The sequence below is a fragment of the Lentzea aerocolonigenes genome (assembly GCF_000955955.1).
Classification (GTDB): Bacteria; Actinomycetota; Actinomycetes; order Mycobacteriales; family Pseudonocardiaceae; genus Lentzea; species Lentzea aerocolonigenes_A.
Genome location: NZ_JYJG01000020.1, coordinates 43,935 through 62,030 on the forward strand (window position 1 = coordinate 43,935; position 18,096 = coordinate 62,030).

20 protein-coding genes are annotated in these 18,096 nt (G+C 67.4%); 5 read left to right on the top strand and 15 right to left on the bottom strand.

The genetic code is table 11. The features are described 5' to 3' along the window. Positions 1-28 precede the first annotated feature (28 nt). On the top strand, positions 29-919 hold the full coding sequence (locus tag UK23_RS04730) for an AraC family transcriptional regulator (RefSeq protein WP_196777609.1): 891 nt from the start codon (positions 29-31) through the stop codon (positions 917-919). On the opposite strand, the gene UK23_RS04735 is transcribed toward UK23_RS04730, so the two are convergent. Genes UK23_RS04735 through UK23_RS04745 form a run of 3 tightly spaced genes read right to left on the bottom strand, consistent with a single transcriptional unit; the run spans position 920 to position 3,129 of the window. Continuing rightward, on the bottom strand, positions 920-1,552 hold the full coding sequence (locus UK23_RS04735) for a hypothetical protein (RefSeq protein WP_156212779.1): 633 nt from the start codon (positions 1,550-1,552) through the stop codon (positions 920-922). It lies immediately after the preceding gene. A 43-nt stretch (positions 1,553-1,595) separates the two neighbouring features. Beyond that, positions 1,596-2,150, bottom strand: a complete 555-nt coding sequence (locus UK23_RS04740) for an NAD(P)-dependent oxidoreductase (protein WP_231114373.1) — start codon at positions 2,148-2,150, stop codon at positions 1,596-1,598. Between the two features lies 1 nt (position 2,151). Continuing rightward, a complete protein-coding gene (locus UK23_RS04745; protein ID WP_045310113.1) occupies positions 2,152-3,129 on the bottom strand; it encodes a 2-dehydropantoate 2-reductase in 978 nt (325 codons plus the stop codon). Positions 3,130-3,240: 111 nt separating this feature from the next. On the opposite strand from UK23_RS04745, the gene UK23_RS04750 reads away from it, so the two are divergent. Continuing rightward, the gene (locus UK23_RS04750) at positions 3,241-3,960 is read left to right on the top strand and encodes a GntR family transcriptional regulator (RefSeq protein WP_045310114.1); all 720 of its coding nucleotides are present in this window, start codon (positions 3,241-3,243) and stop codon (positions 3,958-3,960) included. A 240-nt stretch (positions 3,961-4,200) separates the two neighbouring features. Beyond that, positions 4,201-4,386, top strand: a complete 186-nt coding sequence (locus UK23_RS04755) for a hypothetical protein (protein WP_045310115.1) — start codon at positions 4,201-4,203, stop codon at positions 4,384-4,386. Here the strand turns inward: UK23_RS04755 and UK23_RS04760 are convergent. The 6 genes from UK23_RS04760 to UK23_RS04785 all read right to left on the bottom strand — a co-directional run bounded on the left by UK23_RS04760 (position 4,377) and on the right by UK23_RS04785 (position 12,515). Continuing rightward, positions 4,377-5,330 (bottom strand): TerC family protein, encoded by a 954-nt coding sequence (locus tag UK23_RS04760; protein ID WP_045310182.1) that lies wholly within the window; start codon positions 5,328-5,330, stop codon positions 4,377-4,379. The genes UK23_RS04755 and UK23_RS04760 overlap by 10 nt on opposite strands. Before the next feature lie 22 nt (positions 5,331-5,352). Beyond that, positions 5,353-5,766: a hypothetical protein gene (locus tag UK23_RS04765; RefSeq protein WP_156212781.1), complete on the bottom strand. Its 414-nt coding sequence runs from the start codon at positions 5,764-5,766 to the stop codon at positions 5,353-5,355. Between the two features lie 24 nt (positions 5,767-5,790). Beyond that, positions 5,791-7,197 carry an Nramp family divalent metal transporter gene (locus UK23_RS04770; RefSeq protein WP_156212783.1) on the bottom strand — a complete coding sequence of 469 codons (1,407 nt, stop codon included), beginning with the start codon at positions 7,195-7,197 and terminating at the stop codon, positions 5,791-5,793. A gap of 205 nt (positions 7,198-7,402) precedes the next feature. Beyond that, positions 7,403-9,553 carry an acetate--CoA ligase family protein gene (locus UK23_RS04775; protein WP_045310118.1) on the bottom strand — a complete coding sequence of 717 codons (2,151 nt, stop codon included), beginning with the start codon at positions 9,551-9,553 and terminating at the stop codon, positions 7,403-7,405. 24 nt (positions 9,554-9,577) lie between these two features. Beyond that, the gene (frc, locus tag UK23_RS04780; RefSeq protein WP_045310119.1) at positions 9,578-10,807 is read right to left on the bottom strand and encodes a formyl-CoA transferase; all 1,230 of its coding nucleotides are present in this window, start codon (positions 10,805-10,807) and stop codon (positions 9,578-9,580) included. 10 nt (positions 10,808-10,817) lie between these two features. Next, positions 10,818-12,515: a thiamine pyrophosphate-binding protein gene (locus tag UK23_RS04785; protein ID WP_045310120.1), complete on the bottom strand. Its 1,698-nt coding sequence runs from the start codon at positions 12,513-12,515 to the stop codon at positions 10,818-10,820. Between the two features lie 123 nt (positions 12,516-12,638). Here UK23_RS04785 and sucC point away from each other — a divergent pair, with 123 nt between their 5' ends. Both sucC and sucD read left to right on the top strand, forming a co-directional pair. Further along, entirely contained in the window at positions 12,639-13,751 is a 1,113-nt protein-coding gene (gene sucC / locus UK23_RS04790; protein ID WP_045310121.1) for an ADP-forming succinate--CoA ligase subunit beta, read from the top strand. Beyond that, on the top strand, positions 13,751-14,629 hold the full coding sequence (sucD, locus tag UK23_RS04795; RefSeq protein WP_045310122.1) for a succinate--CoA ligase subunit alpha: 879 nt from the start codon (positions 13,751-13,753) through the stop codon (positions 14,627-14,629). Before sucC ends, sucD begins: the two co-directional genes overlap by 1 nt. 51 nt (positions 14,630-14,680) lie before the next feature. Here the strand turns inward: sucD and UK23_RS04800 are convergent, their stop codons facing one another. The 6 genes from UK23_RS04800 to UK23_RS04825 are packed head-to-tail and all read right to left on the bottom strand — an operon-like array spanning position 14,681 to position 18,031. After that, positions 14,681-15,466 carry a hypothetical protein gene (locus UK23_RS04800; protein ID WP_045310123.1) on the bottom strand — a complete coding sequence of 262 codons (786 nt, stop codon included), beginning with the start codon at positions 15,464-15,466 and terminating at the stop codon, positions 14,681-14,683. Further along, positions 15,463-15,765, bottom strand: coding sequence for a type VII secretion target (locus UK23_RS04805; protein WP_045310124.1), 303 nt, complete (start codon positions 15,763-15,765; stop codon positions 15,463-15,465). Before UK23_RS04805 ends, UK23_RS04800 begins: the two co-directional genes overlap by 4 nt. Then, the gene (locus tag UK23_RS04810; RefSeq protein ID WP_045310125.1) at positions 15,762-16,106 is read right to left on the bottom strand and encodes a YbaB/EbfC family nucleoid-associated protein; all 345 of its coding nucleotides are present in this window, start codon (positions 16,104-16,106) and stop codon (positions 15,762-15,764) included. Before UK23_RS04810 ends, UK23_RS04805 begins: the two co-directional genes overlap by 4 nt. 13 nt (positions 16,107-16,119) lie before the next feature. Continuing rightward, complete coding sequence (locus UK23_RS04815) at positions 16,120-16,737, bottom strand: ESX secretion-associated protein EspG (RefSeq protein ID WP_045310126.1); 618 nt, start codon at positions 16,735-16,737, stop codon at positions 16,120-16,122. Then, the gene (locus UK23_RS04820; RefSeq protein WP_045310127.1) at positions 16,734-17,036 is read right to left on the bottom strand and encodes a hypothetical protein; all 303 of its coding nucleotides are present in this window, start codon (positions 17,034-17,036) and stop codon (positions 16,734-16,736) included. Before UK23_RS04820 ends, UK23_RS04815 begins: the two co-directional genes overlap by 4 nt. Continuing rightward, positions 17,033-18,031: a hypothetical protein gene (locus tag UK23_RS04825; RefSeq protein ID WP_231114374.1), complete on the bottom strand. Its 999-nt coding sequence runs from the start codon at positions 18,029-18,031 to the stop codon at positions 17,033-17,035. Before UK23_RS04825 ends, UK23_RS04820 begins: the two co-directional genes overlap by 4 nt. Between the last annotated feature and the right edge of the window lie 65 nt (positions 18,032-18,096).

Below are 18,096 nucleotides of genomic sequence, written 5' to 3' on the forward strand. Positions count from 1 at the left end.
CGCCACACGACCGTGCAAGACTGGCCGCATGACGCACCTGGAGGAGCTCCGCCGCGGGATCATCCGGCACGCCGGAACCCACGGGCGTCCACTGTGGAACGAAGGCGTGCTGGTGTTCGCGGGCGACCGGGTCACCGAGCCGATGGGCACGGTCACCGAGCCGGTGCTGACGCTCGTGGCCCAGGGGTCGAAGCGCACGATGCTCGGCGACCACGTCTTCGACCACGGGCCCGGCAAGATCGCGGTGGTGACGGTCGACCTGCCGCTGACCGGTCACATCACCGAGGCGAGCCCCTCCAAGCCGTTCCTCGCGCTAGGCCTCAAGCTGGAACCAGCCACGATCGCCCAGCTGCTGGTGGAAGGCGGACCGGCGCCGGTCAAGCCGCACGACGGCCCCGGCATGGCGCTCTCCACCGCCGACGACAAGCTGCTCGACGCCCTCGTCCGGTTGCTCAGACTGCTCGACGAGCCGCGTGACCTGCGGGTGCTGGGGCCGTCCGTGCGTCGCGAGATCCACTGGCGGCTGCTCAACAGCCCGCAGGCCGCGCTGATGCGGCAGGCGGGCACCGCCGGCAGCCGCCTGGCCCTGGTCGCGGCGGCCATCGCGTGGATCAAGCAACGGTTCGACCAGGTGATCCGCATCGACGACCTTGCCGCCGACATCGGCACGAGCGTGTCGACGCTCAACCGGCACTTCCGCACGGTCACGGCGATGAGCCCGCTGCAGTACCAGAAGCAGATCCGCCTGCAACGAGCCCGCGCCGCGCTCGTGACCGCACCGCACGACGTCGCCTCGGCCGGTTACGCCGTCGGGTACGACAACCCGTCGCAGTTCAGCCGCGAGTACCGGCGCATGTTCGGCGCGCCGCCAGGACAGGACGCCCTCCGGTTGCAGAGCGCGTCCATCGTGCAGGAGTGATCAGACCTTGACCAGCGGCTCGGCGAAGATCGGCAGCGCGGCGGAGAGCTGCAGCGACGCGGATTCCGCTGACTCGGCGTTGACCACCACGAACGCGAACGCGTTGCCCCGCGAGAACGCCGCTTTGCACGACCACGGAACAGCGCCGGGGTCGTTCGCCCCGCAGTACGCGAACAGCTCCTCGACCCCGTCCGGCCTGGCCACCGCGACCTCGGCGCCCGGCGCACACGCCTGAGCCTTCTCCCGCACCATCGACACCAGCGCCTTCGCCGGCAGCTCGGACGTGACGTGGACCCGTTCGAACAGGTTCACCCCACCGGACCAGGTGCGGGTCCGCGCGACCGACGTGCCGCGGCCGACGCGCAGCAACGCACCGCAGACCTCGCCGATGCCGTCGCCTTCCACCGGCGCCTCCGGCCCCAGACCGGACGCGTTCACAGGCCCGGCCCCGAGAGTCTCGAACGCCATGTGCGACGGGATCGCGGCCTTGGCCCGCTCGTCCAGGGCCTCCAGCGAGGACCGGGGTGAGAGGCTCGTGGTGGTCGTGGCCGGAGCCGGTACCGTGATCGGAGACGTGCTGGTGCAAGCCGACGTCAACGCGACCACGGCCACGGCGCAAATCCTCGTGAACAAGCTGGTTCCCCCCAGAACGTCAGTCTGGGGACATTGAACCAGGTCAGCCTCGCACGGCGTACGAGTGGGCCCCGGTGCCGGCGAGCTTGCCCCCGTCGACGATCAGGTACTCGTCGCGGATCGGCGTGCCCGCGAAGAACGACTCCAGGATCTCCCGCGTCCCCGCCGCGTACCGGGCCTGCGCCGACAGCGAGCTGCCCGAGATGTGCGGGGTCATGCCGTGATGAGGCATCGTGCGCCACGGGTGGTCCGACGGCGCGGGCTGCGGGAACCAGACGTCGCCCGCGTACCCGGCAAGACGACCGCTCTGCAACGCCCGCACCACCGCGTCCCGGTCCGCGATCCGGGCGCGAGCCGTGTTGATCAGGTACGCGCCGCGCTTCATCGTCGCGATCAGCTCGTCGTCGAACAGGCCCTCGGTCTCGGGGTGCAGCGGCGCGTTGATCGTCACGACGTCGCAGTGCGGCACCATGTCCGCGGCCGACGCGTGAAACGTCAGCCCGAGCTTCTCCTCGATCTCCGACGGCAAGCGGTGCCGATCGGTGTAGTGCAGGTGCATGTCGAACGGCGCCAAGCGCTTCAGCTGTCGCAGCAGCAACTCAGGACACCAGCGACGTGCGTGACAGGAGGTCGATCGCCGCGTACACGTGCCGCAACGTCGGCGCGGGCACACGGGTCAGCGAGGCGATCTCCACCACGGCGGCGATGATCGCGTCGATCTCGAGTCGTTTGCCGGCCTCCAGGTCCTGCAGCATCGAGGTCTTGTGGTGCCCGACCCGCCGGGCTCCGTCGATGCGCTTGTCGATCGAGATCTGCGGGTCGCAACCGGCAGCCCGCGCGATCGTCAGCGTCTCGGCCATCATCTGCGCCACGAGATCGCGGCTGTCCGAGTGGTCGCAGATCTCCACCATCGTCGCGCGGGTCAGGGCGCTCAACGGGTTGAACGCCACGTTGCCCATCAGCTTGATCCAGATGTCCTCGCGGACGTCCTTCTCCACCGGGCACTTCAGCCCGCCCGCGATCATCGCCTCGCTCAGCGCCACGCAACGCGGCGAGATCGAACGGTCCGGCTCCCCGATCGAGAACCGCGTGCCCTCCAGGTGACGGATCACCCCTGGCGACTCGATCTCGGTCGAGCAGTAGACGACACACCCGATCGCCCGCTCCATCGGCAGCACCGCGGACACCGAACCACCGGGGTCGACGGCCTCGATCCGCTGCCCTTCCAGGGGATGCCCGGTCATGCCGTGGAAGTACCACCACGGAATCCCGTTCTGAGCAGCGATGACAGCCGTGTCCTGCCCCATCAGGGGCGCCAGCAGATCGCCTGACGACGCGTACGAGTACGCCTTCAGACCGAGGAAAACGTAGTCGACCTCTCCCACCTCAGCGGGATCGTCAGTCGCATGAGGATGCGCGGTGAAGTCACCACGCGGACTCAGCACCCGCACGCCGTGCTCCCGCATCGCGGCGAGATGGGCTCCACGTGCGATCAGGTGGACCTCCACGCCCGCACGATGCAATGCCGCACCGACGTAGGCACCGATCGCTCCGGCTCCGAGAACAGCGATCTTCATGTCACGCCCCGCTCCGCCAGCCAAGTTGGCAAGATTGCATACAGTATACGGACAACATGACCAAAGCTCTAGAAGTGCTTTTTGCATACCAAAAGCTGTATTCTGTCTGACATGACCTCTTTGCCCAGTGGCCGCCGGGCCGCCAAGTCCAGCGGCCCTCTCAGCGCCGCGGCGAGCCGCCGGGTCGAACGGCCGGCACCGCTGCGTCAGGCCGTTTACGACGCGCTGCTCGAGCTCATCGTCAACCGCACCCTCGCCCCCGGCCAGCACCTGGTCGAGGCCGAGCTCGCCGAGTACCTGGGCGTGAGCCGCCAGCCGGTGCGCGAGGCGTTGCAGAGACTGCAGACCGACGGCTGGGTCGACCTGCGCCCCGCCCAGGGTGCCTTCGTGCACACCCCGACCGAGGAGGAGGCCGACCAGCTGCTCGCCGTGCGCAGCGTGCTGGAGACCTACTCCGCCAAGCTCGCCGCCGAACACGCCACCGCGACCGACGTGAAGCAGCTCAAGAAGCTGCAGAAGGCCGGCGAGGACGCACTGGTCGCCGCCGACGTGGACCGCCTGGTCGAGGCGAACGCCAACCTGCACGCGGCCGTCGCGGCGATCGGCCGCAACAAGGTCCTGTCCGAGATGATCGGGCTCGTCGACCGCAGGGTGCGGTGGTACTACACGCCGATCGCCCGCCCGCGCAGCCGTGACTCGTGGAACGAACACGCTGAGCTGATCGCCGCCATCGCCGATGGTGACGGAGAGCGAGCAGGCGAGGTCATGCACCGTCACGCGGAGCAGACCAGGCAGACGTATCACGACCGGAAGACCACCGAGAGTAACTAAGTCATTACGCTCAGATCACCTGAAATCGGTCATTTGGTGCCACACGGGTGATCCGCGACACGATGGCAGACGATTGCATACAAAACGCAGTATGCTGAATGGCAGCAGGGATGGGATCAACGAGGACCCCGAGTGGGTATCCCGTGGAGGACAACCCAGCCGCAACCCTGCTACTCCCGTGCGACAGTGCCTGATGGGCTTCTGCGCGCGACGGGAGCGACCATCGACAGGAGGAAGACCATGTCCCGCTTGAAGAACTTCGCGCGCTCGCTGACCGAACCGCGCGCCGGTTTCTCCGCCGACGGCCGCGCGCTCGGCCTCGGACTGGCCACTGCGCTCAACGAGCAGCGCAAGGACGCCGAGGCCGTCGCGGCCGTGGCCCAGACGCTCCGAAAGGACGCCGAAGGCCACACGATTCACGGCTGAGCACCCTCAACTCGTTGGGAGCGCTGAGCTTCAGCCTCCTCCACGGCGGCACGGGCGGCCCGCCGGGAGGTGTGCAGGCTCCACACCGTGGTGATCGCGAGAGTCACCACGATCACGCCGAGAGAAGCCACGATCGGAATCTCCGGCGCCCAGGGAACACCGTGGTGGTGCATCGCTTCGAGGATCAGTTTGAGCCCGATGAACGCGAGCACCACCGCAAGGCCCTTGCTGAGGTGCACCAGGCGATCCAGCAGCCCGCCCACCAGAAAGAAGAGCTGGCGCAGCCCCATCAACGCGAACGCGTTGGCGGTCAGCACCAGGTACGGCTCCTTGGTGAGCCCGAAGATCGCCGGGATCGAGTCCACCGCGAACAGCAGATCCGTCGTGCCCACCGCCACCATGACGATCAGCAGCGGACTCGCGCGGGGAAACACCTTGCGCACCGCGCGCAACGCGGCGTTCTCGGAGAACTCGGCTTCCTCGCTCTCGTTGTGCGCCACCAGCTTCCACGCGGTGTAGATGAGGAACGCACCGAAGACGTAGAAGAGCCAGTCGAACCGGGAGATCGCCTCGGCACCGACGGCGATGAAGATCGCACGGAGCAGCAACGCCAGCAGGATGCCGACGATCAGCACTTTCTGCCGTTGCTCCCGCGGCACCGCGAACCGGGCCATGATCAGCACGAACACGAACAGGTTGTCGACGCTGAGGGAGTACTCGGTGATCCAGCCGGCGAAGAACTCGCCGCCGTGCCGGCCACCGGCGAACAGCGTCACGCCGAGTCCGAAGAGGACGGCCAGGCCGACGTAGAACACGACCCAGCAGACCGACTCGCGGAACGTTGGTTCGTGGGGCTTGCGCACCACGAGGTAGAAGTCGAACGCGATCACCAGGGCGAGTCCGCCCAAGGTCGCGATCCACACCCAGACAGGAAGATCGAGCATCGCGAACTCCTTCGGCGGAAGGTCAGCGGGTAGCGGTGGCTCGCGCACGCAGTCGCATCGAGATGCGTTCGTGCAGCCACAGGAAACCGATGGCCCAGCCGAGGCTCACGATCCCTTGGTAGGCGAGGAAACCGGCCAGGTCCGAGGGCAGTCGAACCTGACCGGTGAGCACGAGGCTCACGGTGACTTCGTGCACCAGCCGAGCCAGCGGGAATGCGACCAGCCAGTACAGCGCCACGGGAGCGAACCGCCCCGCCGGGAGCTTGCCCGCCGCAACGAGCAGGCCGAAACCGCCACCGAGCGCGCCCAGCGGTAGTCCTAAAGCGACCATCGTGACGAGTGCCCACCCGAGCGGCTGGCCGACGAGCGCGGCCAGCCCTCCCGCGATGAGCCCGGCGGCGAGCCCGACGAAAGCGCCGGGCACAGCCTCTTTCACAAAGCCTTCGCGGATCTGCATTCGTCAGCCCACCACTACGCCGAACTTGATGAGACTGAAGAACAGCATGCCCAGGTAGAACAACGCGCCGAAGCCGATGATGATGTTCGTGATCAGCTTGGGGCGAATGGGTTTGGGCAGCATCCGGTTGTTCACCAGCAGGAGCACCACGCAGTAGGCGCCCATGGCGAACGTCGACAGGAACGCGAGCACGTCGAGGATCGCGCCAGGCCCGTCGGCAGGTCCGAACAGCAGGATCAGGATGCCGAACGTGATGACGCCCCACAGGAACCCCGCGTAGAGGTGCGACATGCGGAACCTCTTCGCGCCGGGCACGAAGTGGTACGTCATGTCCGCCTGGCCGCGGGAGAACGAGTCGAACAGACCCAGCGTCGCGTTGAGGCCGATCAACGCGATGAACCCGAGGAACACCGCACCCAGCACCGGTCCGCCTGCTGACGCGAAGGCGTCCGACATGGCGTTGAGCGCCGCCTCGCGTTCACCGGACTCGATGAGCGCCTTGACGTCCGGGCTCGTGCGACTGGCCGACTGCGCGAGAACCGTGAAAGAAACCGTGACGAGCATCGTGATGCCCCAGAACAACAGCAGGGCGTCGAACGTCACCCAGCGCCGCCAGCCCTTCCACTTGGCCAGCTCCGCCTTGTCGTCGGTGTCGAACATGAAGCCGCGCGAAGGCATCTGCTCTTCCTCGCCCGCGTGCCGCAAGCCGCGCAGCTTCGGGATGTGCGCGCCCATGCCGGCACCGCTGTCGCGCAGGTGCAGCGTGTACCACATCTGCTGCATGCCGGACGGGCCGGCGAACGCGATCGAGCCGACGATGATCGGGAACCACTCCGGCGACATCGCCTGCGCCGGGAAGTACCCGAACTGGAACATGCCGCTGATCGTGCTGGTCAGGTCGCCCCACGTGCCGACCATCGCGGCCACCACCGCGGTGCTGACGACGAGCAGTCCGATGAGGATGGACAGCAGGTTCTCGAGCAGGTTGTAGATGACCTTGGCCAGGCTGAACAGGATCCCGACCAGGACCAGGCCTACACAGGCCGACACCGTCCACGGTATGCCAGTGATCTTTTCCAGGGCCGCCGCCCCGGCGGAGAGATGGCCTGGCCAGATGTAGACGAGTATCGCGACTACGAAGAAGAACCACATGATCGGTTTGAACACGCGTGCGGCGCCGAAGAAGATGCTCTCCCCCGTCGCCATGGCGTACCTCGCCATCTCGAGCATGACGACCGCCTGCAGCGTCACGCCGATCAGGAAGAGCCACCTGATGTCCGGTCCGAAGACCAGTACCAGGCGCGGCCACATGTAGGACTCGCCCATACCCACGCCAAGGGCCACCAGGAACACCGTGGGACCGAGCAGGTGGATCGACGGTGGTGCGTCGGGCAACTTCCTGATGGGCATCGCTTCCAGCCTGCCCGCGGGCCAGACACGCTCCTTTTCAGGCGGTGTGCTGACTTCCGTGCGGGCGACCAGATTTGGATCATCCACGGTTAACAACCTCCAGAGGACCGGCTGTCTTCGTTGACCTCCCTGGCGGGTTCGCGACCGTGGGCGTGTCACGGTCGCGGACGGGCCATCTCTCCCTTGCTACAGAGGAACCCTGTTGTTACCCAAGCAGCCCAGCGGCGCGTGCCCACCGGTATTTGGCGCCCAGTACAGCGACAGGTTTCTCCGTTGTGTACGGATACGCAACCACTCCGTTCCGATACAGGTACTCGCTGGCCTCCTCGACCTGGACGTCGCCGGCGAGCGAGGCGACGACGGGCTTGTGGATGCCGTTCGCCCGGTACTCCTCCACGACGTCGACCACGAGCTTCGCGAACACCATCGGTGGCGTGACGATGGTGTGCCAGTAGCCCAGGATCAGCGAGTGGATGCGGTCGTCCGCGAGTCCGAGCGCGATCGTGTTCCGGTACGTCGAGGGCGGTTCCCCGCCGGTGATGTCGACCGGGTTGCCCGCCGCGCCGAACGGCGGGATGAACTTCCGGAACGCCGCGTCCAGATCGTCCGGAATGGTCATGAGCGACAACCCGTTGTCCACACAGGCGTCCGAGAGCAGCACACCCGAGCCGCCCGCGCCGGTGATGATGACGACGTTCTCGCCCTTCGGCGTGGCCAGCAGCGGGATTCCGCGCGCGTACTCCAGCAGGTCGTTCAGGCCGGGTGCGCGGATCACGCCGCTCTGCCTGAGGATGTCGTCGTAGACCCGGTCGTTGCCCGCCAGTGCGCCGGTGTGCGAGCTGGCGGCCTTGGCGCCCTGGTCGGTCCGGCCGGCCTTCAGCACGACGACCGGTTTCTTTTCCGAGACGCGTTTCGCCGTTTCCGCGAAGGAACGGCCGTCCTTCAGGTCTTCCAGGTGCATCGCGACGAGCTGGGTGTTCGGGTCCTGCTCGAAGAACGTCAGCAGGTCGTCCTCGTCGATGTCGGCCTTGTTGCCCACGCCGACGATCGCGCTGACGCCCATGCCCGCGGAACGGCTGAACCCGAGGATCGCCATGCCGATTCCGCCGCTCTGCGACGAGAGTGCGACGCCGCCCTTGACGTCGTACGGCGTGCAGAACGTGGCGCTGAGGTTTTCGGGCGTGTAGTAGTAGCCGTAGATGTTCGGACCGAGGATGCGCACGCCGTGCTTGCGTGCGATTGCCACGATCTCGTCCTGCAGCTCGATGTTCCCCGTCTCGCCGAAGCCGGACGGGATCATGATCGCGCCGGCGACGCCCTTCTTGCCGACCTCCTCCAGCGCGGCCGGCACGAACTTGGCCGGGATCGCGAACACCGCGACGTCGATGTCTCCTGGGACGTCGGCGATACCGGCGAACGCCTTGCGGTCGAGGATCTCGTCGGCCTTGGGGTTGATCGGGTAGATCTCGCCCGCGAACCCGCCGTTGACGAGGTTCTTCATCACCGAGTTGCCGATCTTGCCCTCTTCGTTCGAGGCACCGATCACGGCGACGGCGGCGGGCTTCATGATGCGGTTCATCGAGGCCAGGATCTCGTCCTGCGTGAACCGGTGCGGCTCCTTGGCGGCGTTCTCGTCCACGAGGATCCGCACGTCGACCGCGGTGGCGCCGCTCGGCGTGGCGAGCACCGGGTTGAGGTCCACTTCCGCCAGTTGCGGGAAGTCCGTCACCAGGTCCGACACGCGGTGGATCAGGTCGGCGATCTTGTGCGCGTCGACCCCTTGCGCGCCACGGACTCCGCGCAGGATCTCGGCAGCCGCGATGCCGTTGACCATCGACAGCGCCTCACTCGCGCTGGTCGGTGCCAGCCGGAACGTGACGTCCTTGAGCACCTCCACCAGGATGCCGCCGAGGCCGAACGCGACGATCTTGCCGAACGTCTCGTCCGTCACCGCGCCCACGATGACCTCGTGGACCTCGTTCCCGGTCGGCAACTGCTGCTGCACCTGGACGCCGGTGATGTCCGCGTCCGCCTTGTGGTTGCGGGCGTTGTGGATGATCGTGCGGTAGCCCTCGGCGACCTCGCTGGAGCTCTTCAGTCCTACGAGGACACCGCCGGCCTCGGTCTTGTGCAGGATGTCCGGTGAGACGATCTTGAGCACGACCGGGTAGCCGATCTCCTCGGCGAACGCGACGGCGCCCTCCGACGACTTCGCCAGCGCCTCGGCCGGGGTCGCGATGCCGTAGGCGTCACAGACCCGCTTGCCCTCCGGCGCGGTGAGGGACGACCGCCCCTCCGCCCGCACCTTCGCGAGTACGTTCTCGACCGCGGCGCGGTCGTAGCCGTTGTCCGGCATGAGAATTCTTCTCCCTGAAGAGGATTAGATGACGCCTGCGGTGCGGAGCTCGGCCAGTCGTTCTGCGCTGTAGCCGAGGGAGCCGAGCACTTCGTCGTTGTGTTCACCGAGCAGCGGCGGACGCTGCACCGGAACTTCCGAGTCGGAGAGCTTGAGCGGGTTGCCGACGGTCTTGAACTTGCCGCGCTCGGGGTGCTCGACCTCGACGACGGTGCCGAGATCGGCCAGCGTCTCGTCCTCGATGATCTCCTTTGTGGACAGAATGGGTCCGCACGGGATGTTGTGGGCGTTGAGCTTGTCCATCACCTCCCACTTGGTGTGCTTCTCCGTCCACTCCTCGATCAGCGCGAACGCCTTGTCCAGTTTGGACAGCCGCACCTCGGGCGTGGCCCAGGCGGGGTCCTCGGCGAGCTCGGGCCTGCCGATCAGCTCGGTGAGCGGCGCCCACCCGACCGGCTGGATGATCACGTAGATGTAGTCGTTGGGGCCGCCGGGGGCACAGCGCACCGCCCAGCCGGGCTGGCCACCACCGGATGCGTTGCCGGAGCGGGGCACCTCGTCCCCGAACTGCTCGTTCGGGTACTCCCCCAGCGGCCCGTGGGTGAGTCGCTGCTGATCGCGCAGCTTCACCCGGCACAAGTTGAGCACCGCGTCCTGCATCGCCACCTGGACGCGTTGCCCACGACCCGTGTTCGTGCGTTGGTACAGCGCGGCGAGGATGCCCGCCACGAGGTGGATGCCGGTGCCCGAGTCGCCGATCTGCGCGCCGGTGGCGAGCGGAGGGCCTTCCTCGAACCCGGTCGTGCTCATCGAGCCGCCCATGGCCTGCGCGATCACCTCGTACGCCTTGAAGTCGGCGTAGCGGCCGGGCCCGAAGCCCTTGATCGACGCGTAGATCAGCTCGGGGTTCAGCTCCTGCAGCTTCTCCCACGGGTAGCCGAAGCGTTCGACCACACCAGGTCCGAAGTTCTCGACCAGGATGTCGACGTCCGCGACGAGCTTCTCGAAGACCTCCTTGCCGTCAGGAGACTTCATGTTGAGCGTGATGCTCCGCTTGTTGCAGTTGAGCATCGTGAAGTAGAGAGAGTCCACATCGGGCAGATCGCGCAGCTGGCCGCGGGTGATGTCACCACGTCCCGGCGTCTCCAGCTTGATGACGTCCGCGCCCAGCCAGGCGAGCAGCTGGGTCGACGACGGTCCGGACTGCACGTGCGTCATGTCGAGGACTTTGACGCCCTCCAGTGCCTTGGCCATGTCATCTCACCTACTTGTACATCGTCTGGTTCATGGTTCCGGGCGCGTACACATCGGGGTCGATCCACACGTTGATCAGAGAGGGCTTGCCGGACTCGCGGGCGCGCTGCAGCGCCGGGCCGATGTCCTTGGGGTCGCGCACTTCCTCGCCGTAACCGCCGAGCATCTTGGCGAACTGGTCGTACTTCACGTCTCCCAGCGTGTTGCCGACGCGCTCGCGCTCGAGGCCGTACTTGGCAGCCTGGCCGTAGCGGATCTGGTTCATCGACGAGTTGTTGCCGACGATGCCGACGAACGGCAGGTTGTAGCGGACGAGCGTCTCGAAGTCCCAGCCGGTGAGGCTGAACGCGCCGTCGCCGAACAGGGCGACGACTTCCTTGTCCGGCCTCGCGAGCTTGGCCGCGAGCACGAACGGGATGCCGACGCCGAGCGTCCCGAGTGGACCTGGGTCCATCCAGTGGCCGGGCGACTTGGGCTGCACGACCTGGCCGGAGAACGTGACCACGTCGCCGCCGTCACCGATGTAGATGGAGTCCTCGGTGAGGAAGTCGTTGATCTCGCTCACCAGGCGGTAGGGGTGGATCGGCATGTCGTCGGAACGCAGGTGCTCCGAGCGCTTCTGCCGCGACTGCTCCTCGACCGCCTGCAGCTCCTCCAGCCACACCTTGCGGCCCATCGCGCCGTTGTCCTCGCGACCGGACGCGGCCTGCGTCACGCTGGAGAGAACGAGGTCCGCGTCGCCCACGATGCCGAGGTCGACGTCGCGGTTCTTGCCGACCGTGCGGTAGTCGAGGTCGATCTGCACGACCGTCGCGTTCTGCGAAAGCCTGCGCCCGTACCCCATCCGGAAGTCGAACGGGGTGCCGACGATGACGATCACGTCGGCGTTGTCGAAGGCGTAGCGGCGCGACAGCTGGAAGTGGTGCGGGTCGCCGGGAGGCAGGGTGCCGCGACCCGCGCCGTTCATGTAGGCGGGGATGTTCAGGGTGCGGACGAGCTCGATCGCGCTGTCCGTGGCCCGAGTGGTCCACACCTGGCTGCCCAGCAGGATCGCGGGCTTCTTGGCGTGCACCAACAGGTCCGCGAGCTTCTCGATGTCCCTCGGGTCACCGGCGCTGCGCGTGGAGGCGCGGTAGTGGCCTGCCTGCGGGATGCGGGCCGTGCTCAGGGGGACCTTCGCGTCGAGGACGTCGCGCGGGATCTCCAGGAACGACGGGCCGGGCGCACCGGCGTTGGCCTCGCGGAACGCCATCGACACCATGTCCGCGATGCGGGCGGTGTGCGGGACGTTCGCGGCGAACTTGGTGATCGGCGTCATCATGTCGACGTGCGGGAGGTCCTGCAGTGAGCCCATCTTGTGCTGGCTCAACGCACCCTGGCCGCCGATCAGCAGCATCGGGCTCTCCGCGCGGAAGGCGTTGGCGACACCCGTGACGGCGTCGGTGGTGCCCGGACCCGCGGTCACCACGGCACAGCCAGGCTTCCCGGTGATGCGTGCGTAGCCGTCCGCGGCGTGCGCGGCTACTTGTTCGTGTCGGACGTCGACGACGGCGATGCCCTCGTCCACGCAGCCGTCGTAGATGTCGATGATGTGTCCACCGCACAGCGTGAAGATGGTGTCGACGCCCTCAGCCTTGAGCGCTTTGGCGACCAAATGGCCTCCAGAGATCGACCCAGAATCCGACCCAGCCTCCGCGGAACTCGTCACCGGCGATCAGCCCCTTAGCGCTCGACTGTAGATTGCATACCGTATGAGGTAGGCATATCGTTACTCCGCTACCAACCGGATGTCCATAGATGGCCGCAAGTTTTCGGCGAGAGGACGTAGACGGTGGATCTTTTCGAACATGAGGCGCGGGACGTCTTCGAGCGCTACGGAGTGCCCGTTCCGCGTGGTCTCGTGGCGGACACTCCTGAATCCGCGCGCGAGGCAGCCGCTTCCATCGGTGGGACAGTGGTCGTGAAGGCTCAGGTGAAGACCGGCGGGCGCGGCAAGGCGGGCGGCATCAAGCTCGCTTCGACGCCCGACGAAGCTTTCGCAGCGGCATCGGCCATCCTGGGGATGGACATCAAGGGCCACACCGTGCACAAGGTGCTGGTGACCGAGGCGAGCGAGATCGCCGAGGAGTACTACATCTCGTTCCTCCTCGACCGTGCCAACAGGACGTTCATCGCGATGGCGTCGGCGACCGGTGGCATGGAGATCGAGGAGATGGCCGACTCGATCACTCGAATGCCAGCTTCGGCTTTCGACGCATCTGCCGTGTTTTCACCGGAAATCGCCGACCAGGTGAACGCCGTCGCTTCCGCTTTGTGGAAGGTCTTCGTTTCCGAGGACGCGACTTTGGTGGAAGTGAACCCGTTGGCACTCACCAAGTCCGGCAAGATCCTCGCGCTGGACGGCAAGGTGACGCTCGACGACAACGCGTCTTTCCGGCACTCCCGCACCGATTCAGGCGCGGAGGGTGACCCGCTCGAGGTGCGGGCGGCCGAGAAGGGCCTGAACTACGTCAAGCTCGACGGCACGGTCGGTGTCATCGGCAACGGCGCGGGTCTGGTCATGTCCACATTGGACGTAGTGGCACTGGCCGGTGCCGCGCCCGCGAACTTCCTCGACATCGGCGGCGGTGCCTCGGCCCAGGTGATGGCCGACGGGCTCGACGTGATTCTCTCGGACCCGTCGGTGCGCAGCGTGTTCGTGAACGTGTTCGGCGGCATCACCGCGTGCGACGCGGTGGCCAACGGAATCGTGCAAGCACTCGGGCTGCTGGGTGACCGCGCCGACAAGCCGTTGGTCGTGCGGCTGGACGGCAACAACGCCGAAGCAGGCCACCGCATCCTCGACGAAGCACGACACCCGCTGATCACCGTGGCGCACACGATGGACGACGCGGCCGGCCGTGCCGCCGCGCTCGCCGGCGCCGGCGCAGGTAAGGAGTCCTGATGGCGATCTTCCTCGACGAGCACAGCCGCGTTGTCGTGCAGGGCATGACCGGGTCGGAGGGCTCCAAGCACACCCGGCGCATGCTCGCCGCGGGCACTCAGGTCGTGGGCGGTGTGAACGCGCGCAAGGCCGGTACGTCCGTGGCGTTCGACGACACCTCGTTGCCGGTCTTCGGCACGGTCGCCGAGGCGATGGAGAAGACCGGCGCGAACGTGTCGGTGCTCTTCGTGCCACCCGCGTTCACCGGCGACGCGGTGATCGAAGCGGTCGACGCGGGCATCGGCCTGGCCGTGGTGATCACGGAAGGCGTCCCGGTCCACGACACGGCACGGTTCTGGGCACATGCTCAGGGCAAGTCGACGCGGATCATCGGGCCGAACTGCCCCGGCATCATCAGTCCCGGCAAGTCCAACGCGGGCATCATCCCGGCCGACATCACCAAGCCGGGCTCGATCGGGCTGGTGTCGAAGTCGGGAACCCTGACCTACCAGCTGATGCACGAGCTGAAGGACTTCGGGTTCACCACGTGCGTCGGCATCGGCGGCGACCCGATCGTCGGCACCACGCACATCGACGCGATCGCGGCGTTCGAGGCGGATCCGGAGACCGAGCTGATCGTGATGATCGGCGAGATCGGCGGCGACGCGGAGGAGCGGGCCGCGGAGTTCGTGCGGGACAACGTGTCCAAGCCCGTCGTCGGCTACGTCGCCGGCTTCACCGCGCCCGAGGGCAAGACGATGGGCCACGCGGGCGCCATCGTCTCGGGGTCCTCGGGCACGGCGGAGGCCAAGAAGCTGGCCATGGAGTCGGTCGGCATCAAGGTGGGCAAAACTCCATCCGAAACCGCCGCCCTGGCCCGCGCCCTCCTGACCTCATGATCTCGATGAAGGGAACCTTCATAAACTTGAGGTTTATGAAGGTTCCCTTCATCACTTAGCTGTCGGGAGCTTTGCCGAGGTGCCCTGTGCTTGCTCGCCGATGACCGTCATGGCCTGCTTGACGATCTTGAGCACGGCCTGCGCGCCCTCGACCAGCTTGATCAGGTTCTCGCCGCTGGCCAGCAGCTCGCCCATCTTCGCGGCGATCTGCGTGCCGCACTCGACGGCGATCTGCACGCACTGCGGGATGGCCACGGCGATGCTCTGCCCGAACGTCGCCGGGGCCGCCGCGATCGCCTGGGTCATGATCGGCACGATCTTGCCGACCGCCTCGGTGATCAGCCTGGTGACCTCGGCGACGACCTGCGCGACCACCTGGCCCGCCTTGATCAGCGCGCTCGCGTTGGTCAGGGCGGTCTCGGCGACGGACATGACGCCGTCGACGAGCTGCTTGCCGGTCTTGGCGTAGTCCGTGGCGCTCTGGCCGGACCAGCCGCTGGTCTCGCTCTTCGCCTTGTCCTGGTAGTCCTGGGCGAGGTTCGTGGCGGCCTTGCCCGCCTTCTCGAACTCGCCCGCGCCCTGCTGCACGCCGTCCGGGTTGCCGCGCAGCTGGTTCAGCGGCTCGTCCAGGAACGAGATCATCGGCGTGAGGAAGCCGACGCCAGCGCTGTCCAAGGCCTGCAACGGTTTCCCGTTCGAGCCGAGTTCGCTGATGTCGGCTTTCGGCGAGCCGGCGAGGTCCTGGGTCAGCCACTCGTCACCTGCGATGGCGCGCGTGGTGGTGCGGAGCTCGTTGAGCAGCTCGGTGATCGTGCCCGCGTCGGTTGCTGTGGTCATCGGCCGGCTCCCACCACAGTTGCGGCATTGTCGTCGTCGGTGCGCTGGTAGAGATCGGCCGTCTCGCGCATGCCCGCGCCGACCTTGTCCATTGTGGACGCGATCTGTGCGAAGGCGTCGAGGGTCTCCCCCATCGCGCTGCCGAGTCCCGCGGTGAGGAACTGGGCGAACGAGCCGAGCGAGTCCTGGCCGATCTGGTCCGGCAGCCCGGTTCCGGTGGCCGAGAGCTGGTCGGCACAGCCGGCGAGCGTTGCCGCGTGCTGGCGCAACTGCTCGTGGTCGACGTTGAACGACGTCATCGCACGGCCTCCGGCAGATGCGAGGTGATCTGGTGCAACGCGTCGCTCTCGCCGAGGTAGCTCGACATGACCTCGGCCATGCGCGCGCCCGCCAGCCGTTGCGCTTCGCGCGCGGTGCTGACGATCAGCATCGCGAGCGTGTCGACGTCGAGCTTGCGCGCGGCGGGCGTCAGAGCGACATCACCGAGCACACCCCCCGCGTTGACGCTCACAGTCACCTCGCCGCGCGGTGAGGTCGCGCTCGCTCCGACCTCGGCCAGGCTGGCGCTGGCACTGCGAGCGCTGTAGGCCACTCGTTCCAGGCGTTCCTGGTAGTCCGCCAGCCACTGTGCTGGATCCACTTCTCCCCCTCTTCTAGGCTCGCGCCACTGCGGCGAGCTCACCGATCATGCGCACCATGTCGTTGTGGCGCATGGGATTCACGCTGACCCAGCCGTCACTGCCGACGTCGACCCTGACCCGGCCGCCGACACTGTCCAACCAGGACACCTCCTGCCGCTGCCCGCCCTTGACCACCCCGGCCTGGCCCTGCCCGGTGACCTCCAGGTCAAGTGCCGCGCCGGGCGGCAGGGTGATCGGCATCAGCTGTGCGGGCCTCAGTTCCGGCACCAACGCCACGAGTTCCTCGCCCACGGTCTCCGACTCGACGTGCGCGACACGGACCGTGCTCTCGTGCTGCGTGCACACCAGCGCGCTGTCGCCGTAGACCATCGCGACCGCACCCGTTCCCGGCACCACCAGATCGACCACGGCCGTGTGCTCGTGCAGTGCGGTGACGAGTTCACGCGCCATGCCCGTCGGACCGTGAGGTTCGGCGAGTCCGCGCGCCTGGAGTCCGTGGCCGGCCTCGGCGAGCAGCTCTGCGCGTTCACTCGCCAGCTTCCCGAACGACGGCACCCGCAGCGGGAACGGCCAGCGCACCCCGGCGTGGGTGGCGAGCAGGTCCATCTCCACCAGATCGAAGGCGATCATCGAGCCGCCTTTCGGGCCTGCTCGGCGTCGGTCTCGGTGTAGGTGGTCTTGATCTCCGCCAGCATCTGCTGGAACGCGCGCACCTCGCGTTCGGCGGCGCCGACCTCGCCCGCGAGCCCCGACCCTGCCGATTTGAGCCGTTTCGACAGGTCCTGGGCGGGTGGGGCGGTGCCGAGCAACGGCTGGCGCTCGGCCAGCCTGCTCGCGGTCGCCACCAGGTCACCGGTCAGCTCGGCGAGCCTGGTCAGGGTCTTGATCCGGTCCTGCAGCTGTTCCGGAGCGACCTCGTATCCGTTCACTGCTCCTCCCCGATGACGGCAGGCGAGACGCGGTCGTTCACCACGAACAGGCCGTGGTCGAGCGTGGGCATCTGGTTCTCGTGCTCCTGGTCGTCGTCCTTGCGCGCGCCGCCGGCTCCCGGTGCCATGCCGGAGCCCTGGGCGGCGGAACGAGACTCGGTGACGGTCGAGCTCATCGCCATCGGCCCGATGCCGTGCCCGGCCATCACACCTGCGCGCATGCCGGGGCTGAGCTGGGTCTGCTGGCTGACCGGAGCGGCGGCCCCGATCACCGGGCCGCGAGTCGTTCCGGCCGAGCCGCCGCTCACGAGTCGTTGCCACGGCACGCCGCCCGAGCTGGGCGTTCTGACCGGAGACGGCGCTGCGGGGGCTCTGATCGGTGAGGCGGCCTGCTGCGGAATGGTGCCCTGGGCGTTGTCGATCAGGCGCCCGCTGCCGTTCAGGCTCGACTCGTAGGTCTGCATGGCCCGGACGGCGTCGGCTTTCTGCTGGTCAGCCGACGCCGCACCGAAGTAGAAGTAGAAGCCAGAGGTCGTGCCCGACGGCATCGTCGGAGCACTCGGCAGGGTCATCGGAGCGGGCGCGCTCGGCAGCGTGAAGGGCGCGGGCGCAAAGGGTGCCGGTGCGCTCGGCAGCCCCGCGAACGCCGGCATCGTCGCGTCGTTCGGTGGCGGCGGCATGGCGACTCGTGCAGCCGCCAACGCATCAGCGGCGTCCTGCGCGGCCTTCTCCCCCGCCGCCGAGAACTCGCTGATCTTCTCGATCCGCTCGGCCAGCTTCGTGAGCCTCGCCGCCGCCTCTTCGGCCGCCGCGCCCTGCCAGTCGTTGAGCAACGCGGCCCGTTGCTCCTTCAGCACGGCGGCGTGGGTGTCCAGCGCCTCGCGGTGACGCGTCCACTCGTCGGCGACCGTGCTCACATCCGCGACGTCTGCGTCCTGCCACAGCATCCGGTACAGCTCTTCATGGCTGTACGCCTCCCAGTTGATCGCGTCCACGTCGAAAACGATCACAGTCGGGCCAAACGAAGGACAGGCCAGACGACCGGCCACATCTGGCCGGT

Coding starts and splice junctions, on each gene's coding strand:
- UK23_RS04800 (WP_045310123.1), bottom strand. CDS start 15,466: ATGACCACAGCAACCGACGCGGGCACGATCACCGAGCTGCTCAACGAG.
- UK23_RS04745 (WP_045310113.1), bottom strand. CDS start 3,129: ATGAAGATCGCTGTTCTCGGAGCCGGAGCGATCGGTGCCTACGTCGGT.
- UK23_RS04815 (WP_045310126.1), bottom strand. CDS start 16,737: ATGATCGCCTTCGATCTGGTGGAGATGGACCTGCTCGCCACCCACGCC.
- UK23_RS04750 (WP_045310114.1), top strand. CDS start 3,241: ATGACCTCTTTGCCCAGTGGCCGCCGGGCCGCCAAGTCCAGCGGCCCT.
- UK23_RS04755 (WP_045310115.1), top strand. CDS start 4,201: ATGTCCCGCTTGAAGAACTTCGCGCGCTCGCTGACCGAACCGCGCGCC.
- UK23_RS04775 (WP_045310118.1), bottom strand. CDS start 9,553: ATGCCGGACAACGGCTACGACCGCGCCGCGGTCGAGAACGTACTCGCG.
- UK23_RS04760 (WP_045310182.1), bottom strand. CDS start 5,330: ATGCTCGATCTTCCTGTCTGGGTGTGGATCGCGACCTTGGGCGGACTC.
- frc (WP_045310119.1), bottom strand. CDS start 10,807: ATGGCCAAGGCACTGGAGGGCGTCAAAGTCCTCGACATGACGCACGTG.
- sucD (WP_045310122.1), top strand. CDS start 13,751: ATGGCGATCTTCCTCGACGAGCACAGCCGCGTTGTCGTGCAGGGCATG.
- UK23_RS04770 (WP_156212783.1), bottom strand. CDS start 7,197: ATGCCCATCAGGAAGTTGCCCGACGCACCACCGTCGATCCACCTGCTC.
- UK23_RS04805 (WP_045310124.1), bottom strand. CDS start 15,765: ATGACGTCGTTCAACGTCGACCACGAGCAGTTGCGCCAGCACGCGGCA.
- UK23_RS04730 (WP_196777609.1), top strand. CDS start 29: ATGACGCACCTGGAGGAGCTCCGCCGCGGGATCATCCGGCACGCCGGA.